Origin of the sequence: Microbulbifer harenosus (assembly GCF_005771435.1) — a bacterium.
Lineage (GTDB): Bacteria > Pseudomonadota > Gammaproteobacteria > Pseudomonadales > Cellvibrionaceae > Microbulbifer > Microbulbifer harenosus.
This window is the reverse complement of the sequence record NZ_VANI01000025.1, coordinates 1-21,311: the sequence shown is the minus strand read 5'-3', so window position 1 is coordinate 21,311 and position 21,311 is coordinate 1. Positions and strand designations below refer to the sequence as shown.

Genomic DNA, 21,311 nt, shown 5'->3' with positions numbered 1-21,311 from the left:
GGCACGACTCCTCAATTTCGCTCAGGGGTTGGCCGACGCGGCAATACCTGAGGAAACACTCCCGGTGACCAGCGGTGCCGGCGGCGGCGCGCCCTCTCCGCGATAGAACAAACGCCCGTTGCCGAAGCGCAGAACGGGGAACCAGCGGCCGAGACAGGCAAACAATCCCCGCTCCCCAATGTAATTGGCATAGGCGACATAGACCGGGTCCCAGGAGAGATGGCGTTCCTCGGTGCGCGCCCGCATGAAATAGATGAAGTTCACCATTAGCAACAACAGCGAATGTCGCAAAGCTTCAGGCACACTGGCACTCACCATGAATGGCATGGAGATCATCCACCAGGAGATATTTTTACTGATGTAAGCCGGGTGTTTGGTATAGCGGTAGGGACCATTGGTAAGAATGCCGCGATGGGTCAGGTTGGAGAAGCGGATTCCGAATGGGATGCTCGCCCACACGTACATGGCGATCAACAGCAGGATAATTGAACCCCAGATGCCATACGCCAGCGGAGTATTCCAGAACCAGTATCCCCAGGCCGGGACATCGTCGTACTTGAGGTAGGTACCGGAGAACAGACTCCAGAATGGCTGGTAACCGATCAGCGCCACCCCCCAGCCAAGAAAGCTGGGTTCGGCAGTGCGGATATGGGAATCAAACAGCCGCAAGGTGCACACATAACCCACAGTAACAAACAGCAGATCGATGTAGAACAGGAAGTTGAAGGTGAAATCGAAGACTGCCTTGAAACTCTGCAGCAGGCGGGAAAAATCAAAGGCCAGCAATGTGCCGAGATTATTGCCCATGTACACGAACATCAACGGAAGGAAGAACAGCTTCACCAGCCATCCGAGGTATAACTGGCCGATGGCCTTGCCGGAAATACCCCGGCGCTTGCCCAACAGCCAACTGCCAAGTTGCCAGTAACTGTCTTTAGGCGAGTGCATGGCACCATCAAGCAGGTAAAAATATGGCACCGCGAGCAGCATCCACCAGGGCAGAACGGCGCGTACCACCGAGAAATAGTTGTCGTAGAAGGAGCCGTGGTACTCGGGGAACAGCCAGTATACGAACGCTACCGAACCCACCGCGAAATAAAAGCCCAGCAGCTTCACCGCCGTGCGGCGCAGGCTGTGATTCCTGCGCCCGAAATCCAGCCCTGCGGACGGGTTGCGGTAGGGCTTCAGGAAAAACCACTCAAGCACAATGATCGGTAGGGCGAGCGCCAGTGCCACGATCACCAGTGCCTGTGTTTTCACCTCCAGATCCTGGCCATAGGCGCGCAGCCAGTAAACCGCCGCGAGTGAGACCGCAAGCGCAAACAGATTGATCCAGATACTGGTGGGGGCATCGGGGCAGCGTTGAATTACTGCGGATTCCGAAGTCGATTTTCTACGCTCGGTACCGTTCGCACCGGCTGATTTGCTTTTTATTTTTTTCATAGCCAATCCAGCTGTCACTTCGCAACGTTCTGGCAACATCGAGTACAGTCGAGTTCACGGCCCAAGTGGTCAGGCCAGAAATTGCACAGGCGCCAGTGTACCTGTAACGTCGGAGATCCGCCACGCCGCGAAAAACGCTTCGGACGACGGCGGGATTCAGTCCGCAGAACCGGCGCCGGAGTTCTCACCCGGATGCGGGTTATGATGATGACCACCGTGGCGATCATCCCGCTCTTCCTCCTGAGACGAATTGGCGGGTACAAAATGATGCTCCACAGGCTCAGAATGGTGTGGAGGCGCGGAATTCTGACCAGAATCGTGATCGACATCATGTTCTGGCGCATGTATGTGCCCGGCAGAGTGATTACTGTGCGCACCGTGATCACCGTGCCCCTGATGCCCCAACGCGCCCCAGATGGTCCAGATTCCAAACAATAACACCAGTGCCGCCATGGTAAGGCGTACTCCTGACCGACGTACGATATTCCGCAAACGCGTCGCCGCAAAACCTGTCGCAAGTACCGCCGGCAATGTACCAACCCCAAATGCGAGCATGGACAGCGCAGCCTGCCCACCGCTGCCCTGAGCCAGCGCAAAAGTGAGCGCGCTGTACACCAGACCGCAAGGGAGCCAGCCCCACAGGGCACCGAGGGCAACGGCCTGTGGCGTGGAACTGACCGGCAAGAGCTTGCGCGACAGCGGCTGTATTCCTCGCCACAGCACAGCCCCCGCGCGCTCAAGGCGCGTCAGCCCACGCCACCAGTCCGCCAGATACAATGCCATGGCAATCAACATCACACCCGCGGCCAGGCGCAGTGGTGCCAGGCTGTTGGCAATATCTGTTGCCAGGTAGGCCCCCAGCAACCCTACTAACAACCCCATTAGGGTGTAGCTGGCCACGCGACCGGCAGAATAGCCGAGCAGGCGTCGCCAGGCGGGTTTCTGCCCGGGCACCGCGAGCCCGAGGGCACCGGAAATACCGCCACACATGCCGATACAGTGGCTGCTGCCCAAAAAACCGATGGCCAAGGCCGCTGCGAGGCTGCTCCACTCAGGCATCAGTGCCGCTCCGGGGTGTCATTCGAAGTTGACGACGGTGATGACTCGCTCCCCTGCCCCGCCTGGTCGATACCGGATTTCCGCGGCTGATCGTCATCAAACAGGATGCGCCGCCCCTCGGTCTCCAGGTCATCGTACTGACCGTTGTTCACCGCCCAGAAGAAAAGCTTTACCGCACAGGCGATAAAGAAAATAACGATAGGAACCAGCAAAAATATACTGTCCAAGACTTACCTCAAACGATTTCAGAGACGGTGGCGGGATTTTCCCGGCGGACCTCATAGTTCCGACGGCAGTCAGATTGCCGGCTGCCAACGGGACAGACGCAGCGCATTGGCCACCACGATCAGTGAGCTCAGCGACATACCGATGGCCGCAGCCCACGGCGGCACCAGGCCGAGAAACGCCAGCGGCAGCGCCAGCAGATTGTAGAGAACGGCCCAGGCCAAATTTTGGCGAATGATTGTGCGGCACTTGCGCGCAAGCGCAAAGGCGCGAGGCAGCGCACGCAGGTCCCCCTGCAGCAGAATGGCATCCGCACGCGACTGGGCCAGGTCTGCAGCGGACATCATCGCGATGGAAACATCCGCCCCAGACAACACTGGCACATCGTTGATGCCATCCCCCACCATCAGTAATCGCTCACCGCGCGCCTGCAGCGACTGCAGATGCGCGAGCTTCTGCTCGGGAGAAGCGCCTCCGCGGAAGTGGTCTATCCCGGATAGTCTGGCCAGTCTCGGCACCTCTGCGGACTGGTCGCCGCTCAGCAACTCCGCCTCAAGCCCCTGCTCGCGCAGCTGTGCAATCGAAACGGGCGCGCTTTCGCGCATGGAATCCCCCAGCCCCAGCCACGCCAGAGGTCCGTTGGAGTCTCCCAGCAGCAGCCACTGTCCGGGCTCCGCCGGTGCCTGTAGTTGTGCCAGCTGACACGCCGTCCCGGCGAACCCCTCCTGCACAAAGTCAGCACGCCCGAGGCGAAAACACTCTCCACCACAGATACCAGACACCCCGCGCCCGGTAACCGAGCGCAATTCCTGTGCGGAGCGATTCCCCCCCCAGGGCCGGAACGCCCGCGCCAGCGGGTGATTGCTGTGGGCCTCCAGCGCGGCGGCGATCTCCCGCACCTCAATATCGCTTCCACCCGCACGCAGGTGCACGATCGTTTGCAACCGCGGCTCGCCCTCCGTGAGAGTACCGGTTTTGTCGAAAATAACCCGGCTGAGTGTTGGTAACGTTTCCAGCACATGGCCCCGCGCCACCAACAGCCCCAACTGCTGCAGGCGCAGGGTTGCGGCGGCCAGCGCCGCCGGCGTCGCCAGGGAGAGCGCACAGGGACAGGTCACGACCAGTACCGACAGCGCAATCCAGAAGGCCCGATCCGGCGCCTGTTGCCACCAGAATACAAAAGCCGCGACGGCGATACACAGTACTGCGGCAATAAACCGCCCCGCCAGACGGTCCGCCAGCGCCACCTGCGCCGGCTTGTCCAGCTGCGCCCGCTCCACCAGCTTTTCGATAGCGGAGAGCCGGGTGCTCTTGCCCGCTGCAGCCACCGCCACAGTAAGCGAGGAGTCACCATTTACACTGCCCGCAAATACGGCGCTGCCTACAACCTTCTGCTGCAGCGCGGACTCACCGGTGAGTATGGACTCATCAACACCACTGGCGCCGTCGATCACCACACCGTCAACGGCAATCGTGTCTCCCGGGCGCAGCAATATACGGTCGCCCACTTTCAATGCGGTGACCGGTACCGACTCCTCGACGGTACCGTCGCCCGCTTCCCGCAGCCGCTGCGCCGCGAGCGGCAGCAATTGGGCCAGTCCGCCGCTGGCGAGCCCCGCTCGATGGCGCGCGCGCATTTCCACCGCGCGCCCCAGCAGCAGGAAGAAGGTGAACATGGAAATCGACTCGAAATACACCTCCCCGGTGTCGAATACCGTGGCGTATACACTGGCGCCGTAGGCGAGACCAATCGCTAGGGACACCGGCACATCCATTACCAGCTGCCCACTGCGCAGTGCCCGCCAGGCCACGGCGAAGAAGGGCTGTGCCGCATAGCACACCACCGGCGTGGCCACCACCAGCGACACCCAGCGGAAAAACTGCTCAAACGCGGTTTCTATGCCCTTGCTGGCGCCAAAGTAGAGCGCGATGGCGAACATCATTACCTGCATGGTACCGAGCCCCGCCACCCCCAGCCGGCGCATGGATGCACGGCGTTCCTGTTGGATCAGGCGTTCACTGTTGGCAGCGGTGGCAGGTGCAGGGCGGTAGCCAATAGCGGCAAGGGCGGCAAATAGCAGGCTGACAGCCACCTGATCAGGATCAAACACGATCTGGGCGCGATGGTTACTGGCGTTAACGGATACCCGCTCCACGCCGGGCATCCGCTGTAGCTGCTTTTCGATCAGCCACACACACGCCGCACAGGTGATGCCGCCGACCAGCAGACTGGCAACCCGCAGGGTGACACCCTCGCCCGCGCGCGCCGGCTGATCGAAATCCCGCACGAATTCATCCTGCACTTCCACCAGGTCATAGGCGCTCCAGCGATCGGCCTCAGGTACCGACTCCGGACGCTGACTGCTCTGCTCGCGGAAGCGATAGAAGTTATCGAACCCACCGGCCACAATCGCGCCCGCCACCGCCTCGCATCCCGGGCAACACATGGGTCGACGTACGCCGTCGATCGCGACAGAAAACGCGCTGCCCTCGGCTACCGGCAGACCGCAGTGAAAGCAGTCCGCGGCATCTGCCGACGCAGGGATGTGTGCGGGAGGGGGAGCAGGCGATGCGGTCATACGCTTACTGCTCGGCGGGTTTCAGGGGCACTCCATTGCCGAGGTCGAAATTGATTTCCCCTTTGAGTCGCCACGGGGCGTTGCGAAACTCTTCCGGGTTCAGTTGCGGCGTTACCTGCAGATACCAGCGGTGTTGCAGCGACGCCTGCACCTCGCCCCGGTAGCGGCCGATGGACAGCTGCTCCAGCAGAATATGCTCATCCAGGTCTGCCTCCACCGGATGACTCAGGGACAGCAACAGTTTGTCCGGGTATTCGAGCTGGCCGCGCAGATCCAGCGTGACGACATTCTCCTCCGGAGAAAACAGCAGTACACCGGCCAGGTTCAGCTCCTTCGCCCGCTGATCCTGCTCCGCACTGTAGTGATACAGACGGCTCTCCTTATAGTAAGTGTCACTCACCACGTCATCGCCGTGGCGCACCGCAACGGAGACCAGGGTGAAAGAAATAATAACCACCAGTACCAGTGGCGACATCACCAGCCAGAACCAGGGTTCGCGGTACCAGGGGCGCGGTGTATCGGCGTTTCGATCGACTGTCTGTGACACTTTCTGTTTAACCATCAATATTCGTTACTGCGCAGGTTAGACGGCATCCGTCCGTCGCCCCACGGTCATTTCGGCCCGATAAACACGGTCTTGTGGCGATCTTCAAGCTCTGGAGCATCTTTGGCCTGAATCACGATCTCGATATCGTGCTTGGTTTCCTTCAGCTGCTGCTGAGGCACACTGACCCGGATGGGCACGGAGTATATCTCACCGGGGTTCACCAGAGCGCCCCGCTGCATCCGCAGTGAGTAGTCGTACCCCTCCTTGCCCTCGATTCGGATAGTGAACTCGTGGGGCTTCTGGTCCATATTGTTGATCTTGACCGTATAGACGTTCTGCACCAGCCCCTGGGATACCCGGTACATACGCGCACCGCGGTCCCGCAGCACTTCAGCCTGGACCGGACTGCGGGTCAGCACCTCGAGAGAGAACAGACCGACCATCAACAGCAGCACCAACGCATACCCGAACAACCGCGGTCGTGCAAACCTGGTTTTCGCACCCTCGAGTTCATCTTCTGAAGTGAAGCGAATCAGGCCGCGAGGGTACTCCATCTTGTCCATGACACTGTTGCAGGCGTCCACACACAGGCCACAGTTGATGCACTCGAACTGCAGCCCGTCGCGGATATCTATATCCACCGGGCACACCTGCACACACCAGTAACAGTCGATACAGTCGCCCATACCCTGGGCCTTGTAGTCGACATTCTTCTTGCGCGGCCCGCGGGCCTCGCCGCGGCGGGCATCGTAATAGACCGCCAGGGTGTCTTTGTCGTACATCACCGACTGGAAACGCGCATAGGGGCACATGTACTTGCACACCTGCTCGCGCAGGAAGCCGGCGTTCATGTAGGTGGCGAAGGTGAAAAAAGCAACCCAGAAGGCGCCCTGGGGATGGGCATTGAAGGTGGCCAGATCCACCACCAGATCGCGGATTCCGTAAAAATATCCCACGAATGCCAGCGCGGTGGCGAGAGAAATAAGCAGCCAGATCCCGTGGGTACCGCTCTTGCGCAGCACTTTTTCCACGCTCCAGGGGGCGGCATCCAGCTTCATCCGCTTGCTGCGATCCCCCTCACATACCCTCTCCGCCCAGATGAACATCAGCGTCCACACGGTCTGCGGACAAGTGAACCCGCACCAGACACGGCCGAGCCAGGTGGTGACCGCAAACAGCGCAAAGGCCGCAATGATCAGCAGCCAGGCCAGCAGGAAGCCGTCCTGGGGACCGAACGTGGCCCACAGAATATGGAACTGTCGTGCGGGGAGATCGAAATGCACCGCCTGGTGCCCGTCGATGTTGAGCCAGGGGATAAAGAAAAACGCCAACAGCAGCGGCAACCCGGTGTATTTTCGAATTCGGGTAAAGACGCCGCGGATATGGCGGATATAGACCTTGTCGTCAGACTCGTAGAGCATGCGATAACGGACTTCGCCGTCGCCGTCCTGCTCTTCTCTGGTGGGTATTCTTTCGCTCACAACACCTCGCTCCCCCGAATAGTTATTCCCGATCAGGGCATGACTGCAGTTACATGCAATGAGGCTTGTTATTCTTCCCTGCGGTGCCCTTCCCGGCGATGCAAGTGGCGGCGATGCCGCCACTTTCCTTTCACACCAGTTCGCTCAAATGAAGCTTACTGCTGGATCTCATCCTGACGAGACAGGCTGTAGACATACGCTGCCACCAGACGGATCTTGTCTTCGCGCAACTTTTCTTTCTGCGCTGGCATATGGTTGCTGCGACCACCGCGAATGGTGTGCTGGATCTCTTCGCGGCTGCTGCCGTAGAGCCAGATATTGTCGGTCAGGTTCGGTGCGCCCAGCGCCTGGTTACCCTTGCCATCGGCACCGTGACACGCCATGCACACAGTACCGAATATCTGCTTGCCCTGCTCCGCCATGGCCGCGTCGTGCTCGAGACCATTCATGGCCAACACGTATTCCGCGGCATTTTTGACACCCGTCTCACCAATCACAGGCCCCTGCGGTGGCATCAGGCCCTGACGGCCATTGTGCAGGGTTTCCAGGATTTTTTCCGGAGTGCCGCCGTACAGCCAGTCGCTGTCGGTCAGGTTCGGGAACCCGTAGTTGCCGCCACCGTCAGCGCCGTGACACACCGCGCAGTTGTTGGCAAAAATCCGCGCACCCATTTTTAGGGCTTCAGGGCTTTCGGCAATTTTCTCGATCGGCATATCCACGTACTGGCCGAAGCTCTCTTTGAATTCGGCCTGCGCTTTGGCCTGATCGGCCTTCAGCGCGCCGACAGAGGTCCAACCACCGATTCCCTTATAGTTTCCCATACCCGGATAGATCACCAGGTAAGCGGCGGAAAACACCAACGTCAGAATGAACAGCAGGAACCACCACTTCGGCAGTGGGTTATCGTATTCCTCAATGCCATCGTACACGTGGCCAGTGGTGCGGTTTTCCGGGTCGTCCTGGTCGCTCACCGCTATTTTGCGGTTGGCAAACAAAACCCAGGTTATCAGTGCGAGATTGGTAAGGGTGAGCACAATTACCCAGATACTCCAACCTGTAGTCATTTGTCTTGCCCCTGTTCCTGTTCCTGTTTGGCTCCGTCTTTATCATCGGAGCGGGATTCGCTCTTTTGAGCGCCCTTTTCAGTTGATTCCTGTTCGTCCGCAAATGGCAATTTGGCGTCCTCGTCAAAGCGCTGTTTACGCTTCGGGGAAAAGGCCCACCAGCAGATTGCCAGGAAGGCAATGGACCCGAGGACCACGCCTATCTGCCGCAAAATATTGATATCCAAAATTTCGCCCCGCCCTTAGCGCTTCTGCTGAACCAGCGTGCCCAGCTGCTGCAGATAGGCCACCAGCGCGTCAATCTCGTGAACGCGACCGCCGACAAATGGCTTGCTGGCATTGGCAATATCTTCATCGGTATAAGGCACACCGATCGCTCGCATCGCGCGCATTTTGTCCGCGGTGTGCTCGCCGGTGACCACGTTGTCAAACAACCATGGGTAGGACGGCATGATCGATTCCGGTACCACGTTGCGCGGGTTGTACATATGCGCACGGTGCCACTCGTCGGAGTAGCGGCCGCCAACACGGGCCAGATCCGGGCCGGTGCGCTTGGAGCCCCACAGGAACGGGTGGTCGTATACAAACTCCTGCGCCATCGAGTAGTGGCCGTAACGCTCCACTTCTGCGCGCAGCGGGCGGACCATCTGGGTGTGGCAGACATGGCAGCCTTCACGGATGTAGATGTCACGCCCTTCCAGCTCTACCGCGCCAAGCGGCTTCAGGCCCGCAATCGGTTCGTTGTTGTCCTTGAGATATAACTGCGGGACGATCTCCACCAGCGCGCCAAAACTGATCGCGACAATGGTCAGGATGATCATCAGGCCGATGTTTTTTTCTACGATGTCATGATTCTTCACGATTCGCTCCCCTTATACCGACTTCGCGATTGGCAGATGTTCATCGTGACGCACCTCATCTTCTTCAGGCTCGTCGGTAATGGTGCGGAATACGTTGTACGCCATCAGGAACATGCCCGTCAGGAAGAAGGCACCGCCCAACCAGCGCACGATGTAGCCAGGATGACTGGCAATCACGCTCTCCACGAAGCTGTAAGTCAGGGTTCCGTCAGCATTGAACGCGCGCCACATCAGGCCCTGGGTAATACCGTTGACCCACATCGCCGCGATGTACAGCACCGTACCCACGGTAGCCAGCCAGAAATGCGCGTTGATCAGCTTCACGCTGTACATCTGCTTGCGATGCCACAGCACCGGCACCAGGTGATACAGCGCGCCGATGGAGATCATCGCAACCCAGCCGAGAGCACCGGAATGCACGTGGCCGATGGTCCAGTCGGTGTTGTGTGACAGCGCGTTCACGGTCTTGATCGACATCATCGGGCCTTCGAACGTGGACATGCCGTAGAAGGACAGGGATACCACCAGGAAGCGCAGGGTCGGGTCGGTGCGGAGTTTGTGCCAGGCACCGGACAGGGTCATGATGCCGTTGATCATACCGCCCCAGGATGGCGCCAGCAGGATCACGGACATCACCATGGCGAGACTCTGGGTCCAATCCGGCAGCGCGGAGTAGTGCAAATGGTGGCCGCCGGCCCAGACATAAATGGAGATCAGCGCCCAGAAATGCACGATGGACAGCTGGTAGGAATAGACCGGACGACCAGCCTGCTTCGGCACAAAGTAGTACATGATCCCGAGGAACGCCGCGGTGAGGAAGAAGCCCACCGCATTGTGCCCGTACCACCACTGGACCATGGCATCCTTGGTGCCCGAGAAGATGGAGTAGGACTTGAACGCGCTGACCGGTATCGCCAGATTATTGACGATGTGCAGCGCAGCAATGGTGATGATGTAGGCGCCGAAGAACCAGTTGGCCACATAGATATGTGATGTACGACGCTTGGCAATAGTGCCGAAAAATACCAGCGCATAGGCAATCCAGATCAACGCGATCAGGATATCGATCGGCCACTCCAGCTCCGCGTACTCTTTGGTCGACGTCAGGCCCTGCGGCAATGTAATGATCGCGGCAATGATGACAACCTGCCAACCCCAGAAGGTAAAGGGGATAAGCCAGCCACCCCAGAGGCGGGTCTGGCAGGTGCGCTGAACCACATAATAGGAAGTGGCGAACAATACGCTACCGCCAAACGCAAAAATCACACCGTTGGTGTGTAGCGGACGAAGACGACCAAAATGCGTAAATGGCTGCCAGAGATCATTCAGTGCAGGCCACGCCAGTTGTGCGGCGATGAGTACGCCGACGCCCATTCCAACAATACCCCAGACCACCGACATAATGGTGAACTGGCGCACAATGTTGTAGTCATAGTCCGGCAGCTTGCCGGCCTCTGCCACTGTTGTCGTCATTGTGTTACTTCCGTTGCTTTTAGAGATTTGTTTCCGTCAAGCGCGAGGATATCCACCACTACGCCAGTGGCTGGTCCCTTCACGGTAGACCGAGCGGGCATAGGAACGACGATTTAAACGCTTCTATCGCCGTTCCCGGCTGATTCAGATCAAGTCCCGGCCTTTACCCGCGGCAATTCGCAGACGCAGGGCATTCAACTTGATGAATCCCTCAGCGTCTTTCTGGTTATAGGCTCCGGCATCGTCCTCAAAGGTGGCGATGCGTTCATCAAACAGGCTGTCTGCGGAACGGCGCCCCACCGCACTGACGCTGCCCTTGTACAGTTTCAAGCGCACCTCACCATTTACAACGGCCTGCGACTCGTCGATGGCCGCCTGCAACATGCGGCGCTCGGGAGACCACCAGTAGCCGTTGTAAATGAGTTTTGCGTAGCGCGGCATCAACTCATCTTTAAGATGCGCCACTTCGCGATCCAGGGTGATGGACTCGATCGCGCGGTGTGCTTTCATCAGAATGGTGCCGCCGGGTGTTTCATAGCAGCCGCGGGACTTCATGCCCACATAGCGGTTTTCCACGATATCCAGGCGACCGACTCCGTTGGCCCCACCCAGCTTGTTCAGAGTTTCCAGCAGCGTGGCGGGACTCATGCGCTCACCATCGATCGCTACAGGGTCTCCCTTCTCAAACTGCAGGGTGATATAGGTAGGTTTGTCGGGAGCGGTCTCGGGGCTAACGCTCCACCGCCACATATCTTCTTCCGCTTCCGCCCAAGGCTCCTCCAGCACGCCACCCTCATAGGAGATATGCAACAGGTTGGCGTCCATGGAGTAAGGAGACTTTTTCTTCTTGTTGGAAAAGTCCACTGGAATATTGTGTTGCTCACAGTACTGCATGAGCTTTTCGCGGGAGGTCAGATCCCACTCGCGCCAGGGGGCAATCACCTGGATGCCCGGTTTCAGCGCATAGGCGCCCAGCTCAAAGCGCACCTGATCGTTGCCCTTACCTGTGGCACCGTGAGAAATAGCATCCGCTCCGGTCTCGTTGGCGATTTCTATCAGGCGCTTGGCAATCAGCGGACGGGCGATAGAGGTACCCAGCAGATACTCGCCTTCATAAATGGTATTGGCACGGAACATAGGGAATACGAAGTCGCGTACAAACTCTTCGCGCAAATCGTCGATATAGATCTCTTTTACGCCTAACGCCTGCGCCTTGGCGCGAGCGGGCTCTACCTCTTCGCCCTGACCGATGTCGGCGGTAAAGGTGACTACCTCGCATCCGTAGGTATCCTGAAGCCAACGTACGATCACCGAAGTATCGAGTCCGCCAGAATACGCCAGTACCACCTTGTCGATCTTGCTCATTACTATCCTCTGTATAGTGGCCCCGAGTCTGGGGCAAAGCCGTCACCAACGGGTGTCACCTCGCTTCAGGAGAAGCCGTTTACCCGTGTATGTTCAATCTGGGGAAGTTGTTTTTGGATATGTGCCCAGGAAGTGCGGAAAGGCCGCCTTTTTTCGGGGCGCGATTGTAGCGCCTAGATTCGCCCACGACTAGCACCCGGCCGATACTCGACAGGTTGCCCACAACGCAAACAGCAACCCCTGTTTACTTTATATTCAATCCGCCGGAGGAAGAGGCAATCTCCGCAGTTTTCGCAATTTAATGGCGCTTCAGGTAGCATCGGCGCCGCGATCAATCCGGGAGGAGATATTCGGTGGACTCCAGACAGCAAATTACTCTGCGCGCACCTGACGACTGGCACATCCATCTGCGAGATGGTACCGCCCTGGAGCGCACCGTTGGCGACGCCGCTCGGCAGTTCCGCCGCGCCATCATCATGCCCAATCTGGTACCTCCGGTCGTGAACGCCGAAGGCGCCCTCGCCTACAAAGCCCGCATCGAAGCCGCCGTGCCGGCCGACAAGGCGTTTACGCCGCTAATGGTCATTTATCTGACCGACAAGACCTCTCCGGAAATCGTGCACCAGGCGCACGCCGCAGGCGTTGTCGCCGCCAAACTGTACCCAGCCGGGGCAACCACCAATTCGGATTCTGGTGTCACCGACATCGCAAATATCTACCCCGCCCTGGAGGCGATGCAATCCTGCGGCATGAAGCTGCTGCTGCACGGAGAAGTAACCACCAGTGACATCGACATTTTCGACCGCGAACGGGTGTTTATCGAGAACATTCTCGGACGGGTGGTCGCGGACTTCCCCAGCCTGAAAATCGTGCTTGAGCATATCACCACTTCCTACGCCGCGGAATTTGTGGCGCAGGCCCGAGATGGGGTGGCGGCGACCATTACCGCCCACCATCTGCTGTACAATCGCAACCACATGCTGGTTGGCGGCATTCGCCCCCACTACTACTGCCTGCCAGTCCTGAAACGCAGCACCCATCAGGAGGCACTGATCGAAGCCGCGACCAGTGGTAGTCCGAAGTTTTTCCTGGGCACTGATTCCGCACCCCATGCCCAGGGCCGAAAGGAAACCGCCTGCGGTTGCGCCGGCTGTTACACCGCCTTCAGCGCCATTGAACTCTACGCCGAAGCCTTCGAGCGCGCGGGCAAACTGGAAAAGCTGGAAGGCTTCGCCAGCGAATTCGGCCCTGATTTTTACGATCTGCCCCGCAACAACGGCACCATCACTCTGGTGCGGGAGCCATGGACACTGCCGAGCGGGCTGCCGATGGGTACAGATGCGCTGATTCCATTGGCGGCGGGCGAAACACTCAACTGGCAGCTGCTCTGACAGCAACTGCGACAACCGACGATAGATAGAAGCACCAGGAAACTACGTGACCCCAGCAGAAGCTCCCACAGGCCCCAAATCACTTCTGGCTCAGCGATTCCGCGGCTTCCTGCCGGTAGTATTGGATCTCGAAACTGCGGGTTTCAACGCCCGCACAGATGCTCTGCTGGAGGTTTCCGCGGTCATCCTGAACATGGGCGAAGACGGCACCCTCTTTCCGGAAGAAACCCACAGCTTCCATATTGAACCATTTGAAGGCGCAAATATTGAGCAATCTGCGCTGGACTTTATCGGCGTCGACCTGGAGTCGCCAGACCGCGATGCCTGGCCCGAAGAGATTGCCCTGCCGGAGCTCTTTCGCCAGATTCGCCGCGCCATTAAAACCCACAGCTGTACCCGCGCTATCATGGTGGCGCACAACGCTCACTTCGATCTCGGCTTTATCAACGCCGCCGTCAGTCGCTGCGGATTGAAGCGCAACCCCTTCCACCCTTTTTCCTGCATGGATACAGCTACCCTTTCCGGTCTCGCCTACGGGCAGACGGTGCTAGCCAAAGCCTGTCAAACCGCAGGAATCGACTTCGACAACAGTGCCGCGCACTCCGCAGAGTACGATGCCCAAAAGACTGCGGAGCTGTTCTGCGGCATCGTCAATCGCTGGCGAGACCTGGGCGGCTGGCCGCTACAGGCGCTGGAGACGGAAAGTGATCTTCCCGCAGATGGATAACCCATTCTGCAGCCAAAGCTAATACCTTGGTCGCATGTTCACCGTTATTTCGCCTCGCTAGGCTGAAGCAGCTCCAGCCCAATAACGGAAAAAGCGATGAACAGAATCAAGCGGTGCGCGCTCCTGGCTTCGAGCCTGGGGCTGTCTGCGGTATTGACTGCCGGTAATACATGGGCAGGCAGCTGGGACCAGAATGTGACCCTTGGGGGGTTCAACAAGGTCCATGTCTATACTCCCGACTCCACCTCCCCGGTAGGTAACGGCCGCTCCCTGCTGCTGATCCTGCACGGATGCACCCAGTCCATCGACGACTACCTGAAAGCAAATCTGGAAATGGCCGCTGAGGAGCACGGGATGGTAATTGCCGTTCCGGATGCTATTCCTGGTCCGGCGGGCAGGATGCAAGCAGTAACTACATCAGCGGTGCCGGCATCAATTACGCTCGCTATCTCGGCCGATACTTTATCGACAACAACAAGCGAGTTGACCGCGAGGCAAAGCCTGAGCTCGCCAGGTGACCAAAGCCCCCTAGCAACCGGGAAAAAGCACGCAAAGGGTAGCGACAGAAATGTGCAAAGTGCCGAAACCACGAACGGAAATCCACGCCTTGCGACCAATAAAATACCGCCTAATCAGAGACGATCCAGGCCGTCAATAGCGGCGGGTGATTTTTTGCACAGATTGCGGTAATATATGCCGCTCATACATGAAGAGTGGGCAAAATAGTGGCGAAGAAAGCATCCAGCGCGAATAAACGGGGCAAGGAAACCGTGTCAACCGAGTCACGTGAAGCAATTGAAGCGCAAGTTCAGGCATTTCTCGCCAATGGCGGGAAAATCGAGCAGATACCTAAGGGAGTCAGCGGACAAACCAACACCGCCGGTCCCAAGCACATCACTCTGGGCAAAAAGCCCCGCGCATAAGCCGAGAAAGCAACGGCGACGCGATCATGTGTGGTTTCCGGAGACTAAAAAGGCGGGAAAACCCGCCTTTTTAGAATTGGAGACCTGCCCGATCAGGGCATATCATCCATCTCGGCTCCTTCCTTGACGGGGGGCATCAAATCTTCCTTGGTGATATTCATCGCCATCAGAATATTCGCAGCCACATAAACCGACGAGAAGGTACCGATCACAATACCTACGATCAGGGCAAGTGAGAAGTTGTGGATCAACTCTCCCCCAAAAAACTGCAGCGCCCAAAGTACCAGCAAGGTCGTGAAGGAGGTCATAAAGGTGCGGCCCAGAGTCTGGCTCATGGAGATATTGATAATCTCCGCTGGTTCCGCCTGGCGCACTTTGCGAAAGTTCTCGCGGATACGGTCAAACACAACAATTGTGTCGTTGATGGAATAGCCGATCACCGCGAGCACCGCAGCGAGCACGGTAAGATCGAAGTCCAGTCTGAATATCGCGAAGAAACCCAGCACGATGATCACATCGTGAATTAATGCCACCACAGCACCAATGGCAAACTTGTACTGGAATCGCAGTGCGACGTAAGCCATTACCACCGCGAGTGCGAACAACATGCCAAGACCGCCATCGTCCCGCAGCTCTTCACCGATTTGCGGACCAACCATTTCTACCCTGCGCAGGTCTATGCCGCCCTCACTGTGCTGAGTCAGCACTTCCACAACTTTGTCGCCAATGGAATTATTGGCCGCAGCGTCGCGGGCATTTTGCTGAGCCAGTGACTCCGCGACTTCGGGAGGCAGTTTGATCAACAGCTCACGATCGGAACCGAAGCGCACCACGGCCGCCCCTTTAAAGCCCGCCTGCTCCAGCTGTGAGCGCACATCTTCGATCTTGGGCGCATTTTCATAGCCCACGTCAATCTGCGTACCGCCAGTGAAGTCGAGCCCTAATTTAAGGCCGTTCATTGCCAGAGCGGCAATAGAAACAACCACTAAAATGATCGAAACGGCTGAAGCGAGCTTCCGCCAGCGCATGAAATCGTACACACGCTTGCCCATATACTCGGTGATCTTGCCGTTTACTTCTTTGGTATTACTCATCACCGCGTCCTCAAATCCAGAGTTTCTGTACACGGCGGCCGCCGTAGAACAAATTGATCAACGCCCGTGTTCCCATGATGGCAGTGAACATGGACGTCAGAATGCCGATAGAAAGGGTCACCGCAAAGCCCTGCACCGGGCCAGAACCAATGGCATAGAGAATGACCGCAACAATCAGCGTGGTGATGTTCGCATCCACAATTGCGCTGTAAGCGTTATCGAAGCCAGAACTGATCGCCGACTGCGGTGAAAGGCCGTTGCGCAACTCCTCCCTTATCCGCGAGAAAATCAGCACGTTGGCATCCACGGCCATACCGATGGTCAACACCATACCGGCGATCCCGGGCAATGTAAGTGTCGCCCCGAGAATGGACATCACCGCCACCAGCAGCACCATATTCACTGTCAGCGCAATTGTCGCAGCAAGCCCAAATACCCGATAGAAAATCAGCATACACAGCACTACCGCCAGCATACCGATCTGCACAGACTTGACACCTACCTTGATATTATCCGCACCCAGCGATGGACCGATAACCCGCTCTTCCACAAAATACATCGGCGCCGCCAGCGCACCGGAACGCAGCAGCAGCGCCAGCTCCTGAGCTTCAGCCGGACTTCCCAGTCCAGTTGTGCGGAACTGACGGCCAAGCGGACTCTGTACCGTCGCCAGGCTGATGATTTTCTTGTCATCAGTGCGCTTCTGGACAACGATCTCATTGCCTTCGGCATCAAGCTGCTTTTCCGGCGTAAAGCGGCTTTCCACAAACAGCGTCCCCATACGGCGACCGACATTTTTCCAGGTTGCCCGATGCATCATTTCACCGCCGCGGGCATCAAGTGTGATGTTCACCTGCGGAAAACCACTCTCGTCGTAACCTACTCGTGCATCGGTCACCCTTTCGCCGGAAATAATGACTTTGCGCTCCAGCCAGGCGCCACCGTAGGCTGCACGCTCCTGCTCGTTGCGGTACTCGAAAAACTCCTTGTTTGTTACCAGCGCATCGGGTTTAGCCTCCATGCGGTATTCCAGATTCGCGGTCTTGCCGATAATCCGCTTGGCTTCCGCGGTGTCCTGAACTCCGGGGAGTTCGACTACGATGCGGTTGCGCCCCTGACGTTGAACAATTGGCTCGGCAACACCAAGTTCGTTCACTCGGTTGCGCAACGTCGTGAGGTTCTGGGTAACGGCATAGTCTTCCAGCTGTTTGATTTCCTGGTCGGAAAGTGTGGCCCGAATCTCAAGGTTTTCACCACTCCCCGACTCAGTCAGCTGCAGAGTGGGAAACTCTTTGCGCAAGGTACGCATCCCAAGGCTGCGCAGCTCCTCGTTACGAAAACTGGCAACGATCTCGCGATCGCCTTCCAATGTGACCCCTCGATAGCGGGCATCTGCCGCACGCAGTTTGGACTTCACATCGGATACGTAGCCTTCCATATTGGTCTTGACGATGGAATTGGTATCCACTTCCATCAGGAAGTGCACCCCTCCAGCGAGATCCAGCCCGAGTTTCATCGGACTCGCCCCCATTCTGTTGAGCCACTCCGGTGTAGTCGGAGCCAGGTTCAGAGCCACCACATACTCGGTGTATCCCAACGCATCCTGGATAGCCCGCTTCGCTGGAAGCTGCTCTTCAATCGACTTTAGGCGCAGCAGGACAGATTTTTCCTGTACCTCACCGCCAAAGTAGGCAATACCGGCATCATCCAGTGCCTTTTCGGCGAGACTGAGCACATTCTGATCAACTTTCAGCGCACTGGACTGCCCGGAAATCTGTACCGCGGGATCGGGACGATACAGGTTCGGCGCCGCGTACAGCAGCCCCAACCCGGCAATGATCAGGATCAGGAGATATTTCCAGAGGGGATAGCGATTCATGCTTTTCTCATTGTTGGAATGGCCCGCTGAGCGGGCTCGTTTTTAGCGATATCCGTGGATATGCGGGCTATCTCTTACCATTACAAGGTCAGTTCACGGTCGAACGGACCTGCCCCCGCTTCGCAGAGGTGATAAAAGGTGGTCGCTGATTATACGGGGATAGAAAGTCGGTACAAATGCACCGCGCCCTCACTCACCCTAAAGGGGGCACCTCTCGTCCGAGGCCGTGATAGAAATCTGCGACAAAACGGTCAAGATCTCCCTCTTCCAGTGCATCCCGAATCTTCTGCATCAGACGCTGATAGTGCCTCAGGTTGTGAATGGTATTCAGCTGGGAACCGAGAATTTCTCCGCACTTGTCGAGATGATGCAGGTAACTGCGGGAAAAATGCGTGCAAGTGTAGCAGTCACATTCTTCTTCCAACGGCCGTGTGTCATGGCGGTGAACCGCATTGCGTATCTTCACCACCCCAGCGAAGGTAAAAAGGTGACCATTGCGCGCATTACGTGTGGGCATTACACAGTCAAACATGTCGACCCCCCGGCGCACGGCCTCGACAATATCTTCCGGCTTGCCAACCCCCATGAGGTAGCGCGGCTTGTCTTCGGGCATCTTGTAAGCAAGGTGATCAAGCACCTTGATCATATCTTCCTTCGGCTCGCCCACAGAGAGACCGCCGATGGCATAGCCATCAAAGCCCAGCTCTGAAAGCCCGGCCAGAGAGATGTCGCGCAGTTCCGGGTACATCCCGCCCTGGACTATACCAAACAGGGCGGAGGGGTTGTCTCCGTGGGCCTGCTTGGATCTTTTGGCCCAGCGCAGGGAAAGCTCCATAGACTTGCGCGCTTCGTCTGTAGTCGCCGGATATGGGGTACACTCGTCAAAGATCATCACAATGTCCGACCCCAAGTCCCGCTGAACCGCCATTGACTCTTCTGGTCCCATAAATACGGGGCTGCCGTCCACCGGGGACTTGAAGGAAACCCCCTCCTCGGTGATTTTACGCATCTGTCCCAGGCTGAACACCTGGAAGCCTCCAGAATCGGTCAGTATCGGCCCGTGCCACTGCATGAAATCGTGCAGATCGCCATGCGCTTTGATGACTTCGGTACCAGGACGCAGCATCAAGTGAAAGGTATTGCCAAGAATGATGTGGGCACCGATAGCCTCCACATCGCGCGGCAACATGCCTTTAACCGTTCCGTAGGTTCCCACGGGCATGAACGCGGGGGTTTCCACTATCCCGCGGGGAAACTTCAGGCGGCCTCGCCGGGCTTTGCCTTGGGTAGTGTCCAGCTCAAACTGCATAAAACACTGGCGACTCACGGGCTTCTCCTCAATTTAATTCCGGGCGCAGCTTTCAATAGACCTACGGCCTTATTCACAGCATCCGACTTCCGCAGGATCCACAGCGGGATTGCGGTCGATCAGCATGGCGTCGCCATAACTAAAAAATCGGTATTTTTGATCCACTGCTTCACGATAGGCATGCATTGCGTGGCGGTAGCCGGCAAATGCGCTGACAAGCATCAGCAACGTGGATTCCGGCAGGTGGAAATTCGTAATCAGGCGATCTACCACTCGAAACTCATAACCGGGATAGATGAAAATTTCGGTCTCCCCCACCGTCGGCTGCAGCTGTCCGGAAGCCGCGGCGCTTTCCAGGGCTCGCACACTGGTGGTGCCCACTGCCACCACCTTGCCCCCCCGGGCGCGACAAGCAGCCACCGCTTGGCACACCGCTTCCGATACATCCAATACCTCGCTGTGCATTTTATGGGTATGGATATCATCCACCCGTACAGGCTGAAAAGTACCTGCGCCCACGTGAAGGGTAACGAATGCGGTCTCGATACCATTCGCACGCAAGGTATCCAGCATCTCTTCGTCGAAATGCAGACCTGCCGTAGGCGCTGCCACGGCACCGGCTTTGCGGCCATACACTGTCTGGTAGCGCTCGCGATCGGTGTCATCGTCCGGTCGGTCAATATAGGGCGGCAGAGGCATGTGTCCAAGCCGCTCCAGCACCGCCAACACCCCTTCTTCAGGGAACGCGAGTTCGAACAGTGCCTCGTGGCGCTGCACCATCTGCAGCGGCGTGCCATCGTCCAGAAGGATTTCAGCGCCCGGCTTGGGCGACTTGCTGGAGCGCACATGGGCCAACACCCTGCGGTCATCCAGGACCCGCTCTACCAGTACTTCCAGCTTGCCACCGCTGGCCTTGCGGCCAAACAACCTTGCGGGAATTACTCGCGTGTCGTTGAACACCAGCAGATCCCCCGGTGCCAACAAGTCTGGCAGGTCGGTGAACTGTCGATGAACCATCTCTCCGCTTGGGCCACTCAGGCACAACAGACGGCTGCCGCGGCGCTCCTTTGCGGGCGAGCGGGCAATCAACTCATCGGGAAGGTCGAAATGAAAATCCTGGCGGTGCATGCAATCAGTCTAGGTGGACAATTTACGGGCGCGAAGATTAACGGAATCCGCCGGCTTCTCCAAATCTGGTTGACCGAAAACGGGCCATCGCTATAATCGTCACCCTTACCGAGGCACAGGAAAGCACATTTGCCTCGCGTTCATGCCAGAGTGGTGAAATTGGTAGACACAGGGGATTCAAAATCCCCCGCCCTTAAAAGCGTGCCGGTTCGAGTCCGGCCTCTGGTACCAAACAAAAAAGCCCTGATTGCGACAGTAATCAGGGCTTTTTTATTTGGTGCTGGAAGTTGGCCAGCCCTGCTCTCGGTTCGACCAACTGGGCCAGCAGTTGGCACGCTGAAGGCACCCGCTGGGGCACATTGGCGCAGCCAATGTGATCAGTCCGGCCTCGGGCAGTTGGCTGCGGGATTGCCTGTAACCGGGTTTTCGCAGGTAGTTATTAAAAGGCCCTGAGCGCGTTGGCGGTCAGGGCCTTTGTCTTGTTAGGGGACTGTGCCGACTGCAAGGGCGATGGCCTACAGTGGATGGCGAGCGGTGGCCGCCATCGTGGTGCGACGCCCTGTGGGCGCCCCAAGCCCGCACCTTTGGTGCTGCCAGGGTCGCGCACGACCTTTCACATGGCAGCGCGGTGCGCTGCGAGGTAGTGGGAGGAGTTCATCGTATCCAAAATAAAAAAAAGGGCCACCCGTTTGGGTGGCCCTTTCTTTTATTTAGAAGCCTGACGATGACCTACTCTCACATGGGGAAACCCCACACTACCATCG

General features: G+C 57.8%; 19 protein-coding genes and 1 tRNA gene. 5 read left to right on the top strand and 15 right to left on the bottom strand.

Annotation, left to right across the window (positions count from 1 at the left end):
• Positions 1-21: 21 nt before the first annotated feature.
• The 11 genes from FDY93_RS18745 to FDY93_RS18695 all read right to left on the bottom strand — a co-directional run bounded on the left by FDY93_RS18745 (position 22) and on the right by FDY93_RS18695 (position 12,096).
• Entirely contained in the window at positions 22-1,443 is a 1,422-nt protein-coding gene (locus FDY93_RS18745) for an isoprenylcysteine carboxylmethyltransferase family protein (protein ID WP_246068654.1), read from the bottom strand.
• A gap of 156 nt (positions 1,444-1,599) precedes the next feature.
• On the bottom strand, positions 1,600-2,502 hold the full coding sequence (locus FDY93_RS18740; protein WP_138237287.1) for a sulfite exporter TauE/SafE family protein: 903 nt from the start codon (positions 2,500-2,502) through the stop codon (positions 1,600-1,602).
• Positions 2,502-2,729 carry a cbb3-type cytochrome oxidase assembly protein CcoS gene (ccoS, locus tag FDY93_RS18735; RefSeq protein ID WP_138237286.1) on the bottom strand — a complete coding sequence of 76 codons (228 nt, stop codon included), beginning with the start codon at positions 2,727-2,729 and terminating at the stop codon, positions 2,502-2,504. Before ccoS ends, FDY93_RS18740 begins: the two co-directional genes overlap by 1 nt.
• Positions 2,730-2,798: 69 nt before the next feature.
• Positions 2,799-5,306 carry a heavy metal translocating P-type ATPase gene (locus FDY93_RS18730; RefSeq protein ID WP_138237285.1) on the bottom strand — a complete coding sequence of 836 codons (2,508 nt, stop codon included), beginning with the start codon at positions 5,304-5,306 and terminating at the stop codon, positions 2,799-2,801.
• Between the two features lie 4 nt (positions 5,307-5,310).
• Entirely contained in the window at positions 5,311-5,853 is a 543-nt protein-coding gene (locus tag FDY93_RS18725; RefSeq protein ID WP_246068653.1) for a FixH family protein, read from the bottom strand.
• A gap of 65 nt (positions 5,854-5,918) precedes the next feature.
• Positions 5,919-7,334, bottom strand: a complete 1,416-nt coding sequence (gene ccoG, locus FDY93_RS18720; RefSeq protein WP_138237283.1) for a cytochrome c oxidase accessory protein CcoG — start codon at positions 7,332-7,334, stop codon at positions 5,919-5,921.
• A gap of 155 nt (positions 7,335-7,489) precedes the next feature.
• The gene (gene ccoP / locus FDY93_RS18715) at positions 7,490-8,398 is read right to left on the bottom strand and encodes a cytochrome-c oxidase, cbb3-type subunit III (RefSeq protein WP_171019041.1); all 909 of its coding nucleotides are present in this window, start codon (positions 8,396-8,398) and stop codon (positions 7,490-7,492) included.
• Positions 8,395-8,625: a cbb3-type cytochrome oxidase subunit 3 gene (locus FDY93_RS18710; protein WP_138237282.1), complete on the bottom strand. Its 231-nt coding sequence runs from the start codon at positions 8,623-8,625 to the stop codon at positions 8,395-8,397. The genes ccoP and FDY93_RS18710 overlap by 4 nt, the downstream gene beginning before the upstream one ends.
• A gap of 15 nt (positions 8,626-8,640) precedes the next feature.
• Entirely contained in the window at positions 8,641-9,258 is a 618-nt protein-coding gene (gene ccoO / locus FDY93_RS18705) for a cytochrome-c oxidase, cbb3-type subunit II (RefSeq protein WP_138237281.1), read from the bottom strand.
• 12 nt (positions 9,259-9,270) lie between these two features.
• Entirely contained in the window at positions 9,271-10,731 is a 1,461-nt protein-coding gene (gene ccoN / locus FDY93_RS18700; protein WP_138237280.1) for a cytochrome-c oxidase, cbb3-type subunit I, read from the bottom strand.
• Between the two features lie 144 nt (positions 10,732-10,875).
• Entirely contained in the window at positions 10,876-12,096 is a 1,221-nt protein-coding gene (locus FDY93_RS18695) for an argininosuccinate synthase (RefSeq protein ID WP_138237279.1), read from the bottom strand.
• Positions 12,097-12,449: 353 nt separating this feature from the next.
• Between FDY93_RS18695 and pyrC the strand changes: the two genes are divergently transcribed.
• The 4 genes from pyrC (at position 12,450) to FDY93_RS18675 (ending at position 15,137) form a co-directional block, all read left to right on the top strand.
• Complete coding sequence (gene pyrC, locus FDY93_RS18690; RefSeq protein WP_138237278.1) at positions 12,450-13,487, top strand: dihydroorotase; 1,038 nt, start codon at positions 12,450-12,452, stop codon at positions 13,485-13,487.
• A 46-nt stretch (positions 13,488-13,533) separates the two neighbouring features.
• On the top strand, positions 13,534-14,214 hold the full coding sequence (rnt, locus tag FDY93_RS18685) for a ribonuclease T (protein WP_138237277.1): 681 nt from the start codon (positions 13,534-13,536) through the stop codon (positions 14,212-14,214).
• A 96-nt stretch (positions 14,215-14,310) separates the two neighbouring features.
• Positions 14,311-14,904, top strand: a complete 594-nt coding sequence (locus FDY93_RS19825) for an alpha/beta hydrolase family protein (protein ID WP_246068652.1) — start codon at positions 14,311-14,313, stop codon at positions 14,902-14,904.
• A 35-nt stretch (positions 14,905-14,939) separates the two neighbouring features.
• A complete protein-coding gene (locus FDY93_RS18675; protein WP_138237276.1) occupies positions 14,940-15,137 on the top strand; it encodes a hypothetical protein in 198 nt (65 codons plus the stop codon).
• 92 nt (positions 15,138-15,229) lie between these two features.
• On the opposite strand, the gene secF is transcribed toward FDY93_RS18675, so the two are convergent.
• From secF to queA, 4 genes are all read right to left on the bottom strand, one after another.
• Entirely contained in the window at positions 15,230-16,231 is a 1,002-nt protein-coding gene (gene secF / locus FDY93_RS18670; RefSeq protein WP_138237275.1) for a protein translocase subunit SecF, read from the bottom strand.
• Positions 16,232-16,241: 10 nt separating this feature from the next.
• On the bottom strand, positions 16,242-18,110 hold the full coding sequence (gene secD, locus FDY93_RS18665) for a protein translocase subunit SecD (protein ID WP_138237274.1): 1,869 nt from the start codon (positions 18,108-18,110) through the stop codon (positions 16,242-16,244).
• A 193-nt stretch (positions 18,111-18,303) separates the two neighbouring features.
• Positions 18,304-19,419 (bottom strand): tRNA guanosine(34) transglycosylase Tgt, encoded by a 1,116-nt coding sequence (tgt, locus tag FDY93_RS18660; RefSeq protein WP_138237305.1) that lies wholly within the window; start codon positions 19,417-19,419, stop codon positions 18,304-18,306.
• Between the two features lie 69 nt (positions 19,420-19,488).
• Positions 19,489-20,547, bottom strand: a complete 1,059-nt coding sequence (gene queA, locus FDY93_RS18655) for a tRNA preQ1(34) S-adenosylmethionine ribosyltransferase-isomerase QueA (protein WP_138237273.1) — start codon at positions 20,545-20,547, stop codon at positions 19,489-19,491.
• Positions 20,548-20,691: 144 nt separating this feature from the next.
• On the opposite strand from queA, the gene FDY93_RS18650 reads away from it, so the two are divergent.
• Positions 20,692-20,778 (top strand) — tRNA-Leu (locus FDY93_RS18650).
• The last annotated feature ends 533 nt before the right edge of the window (positions 20,779-21,311 follow it).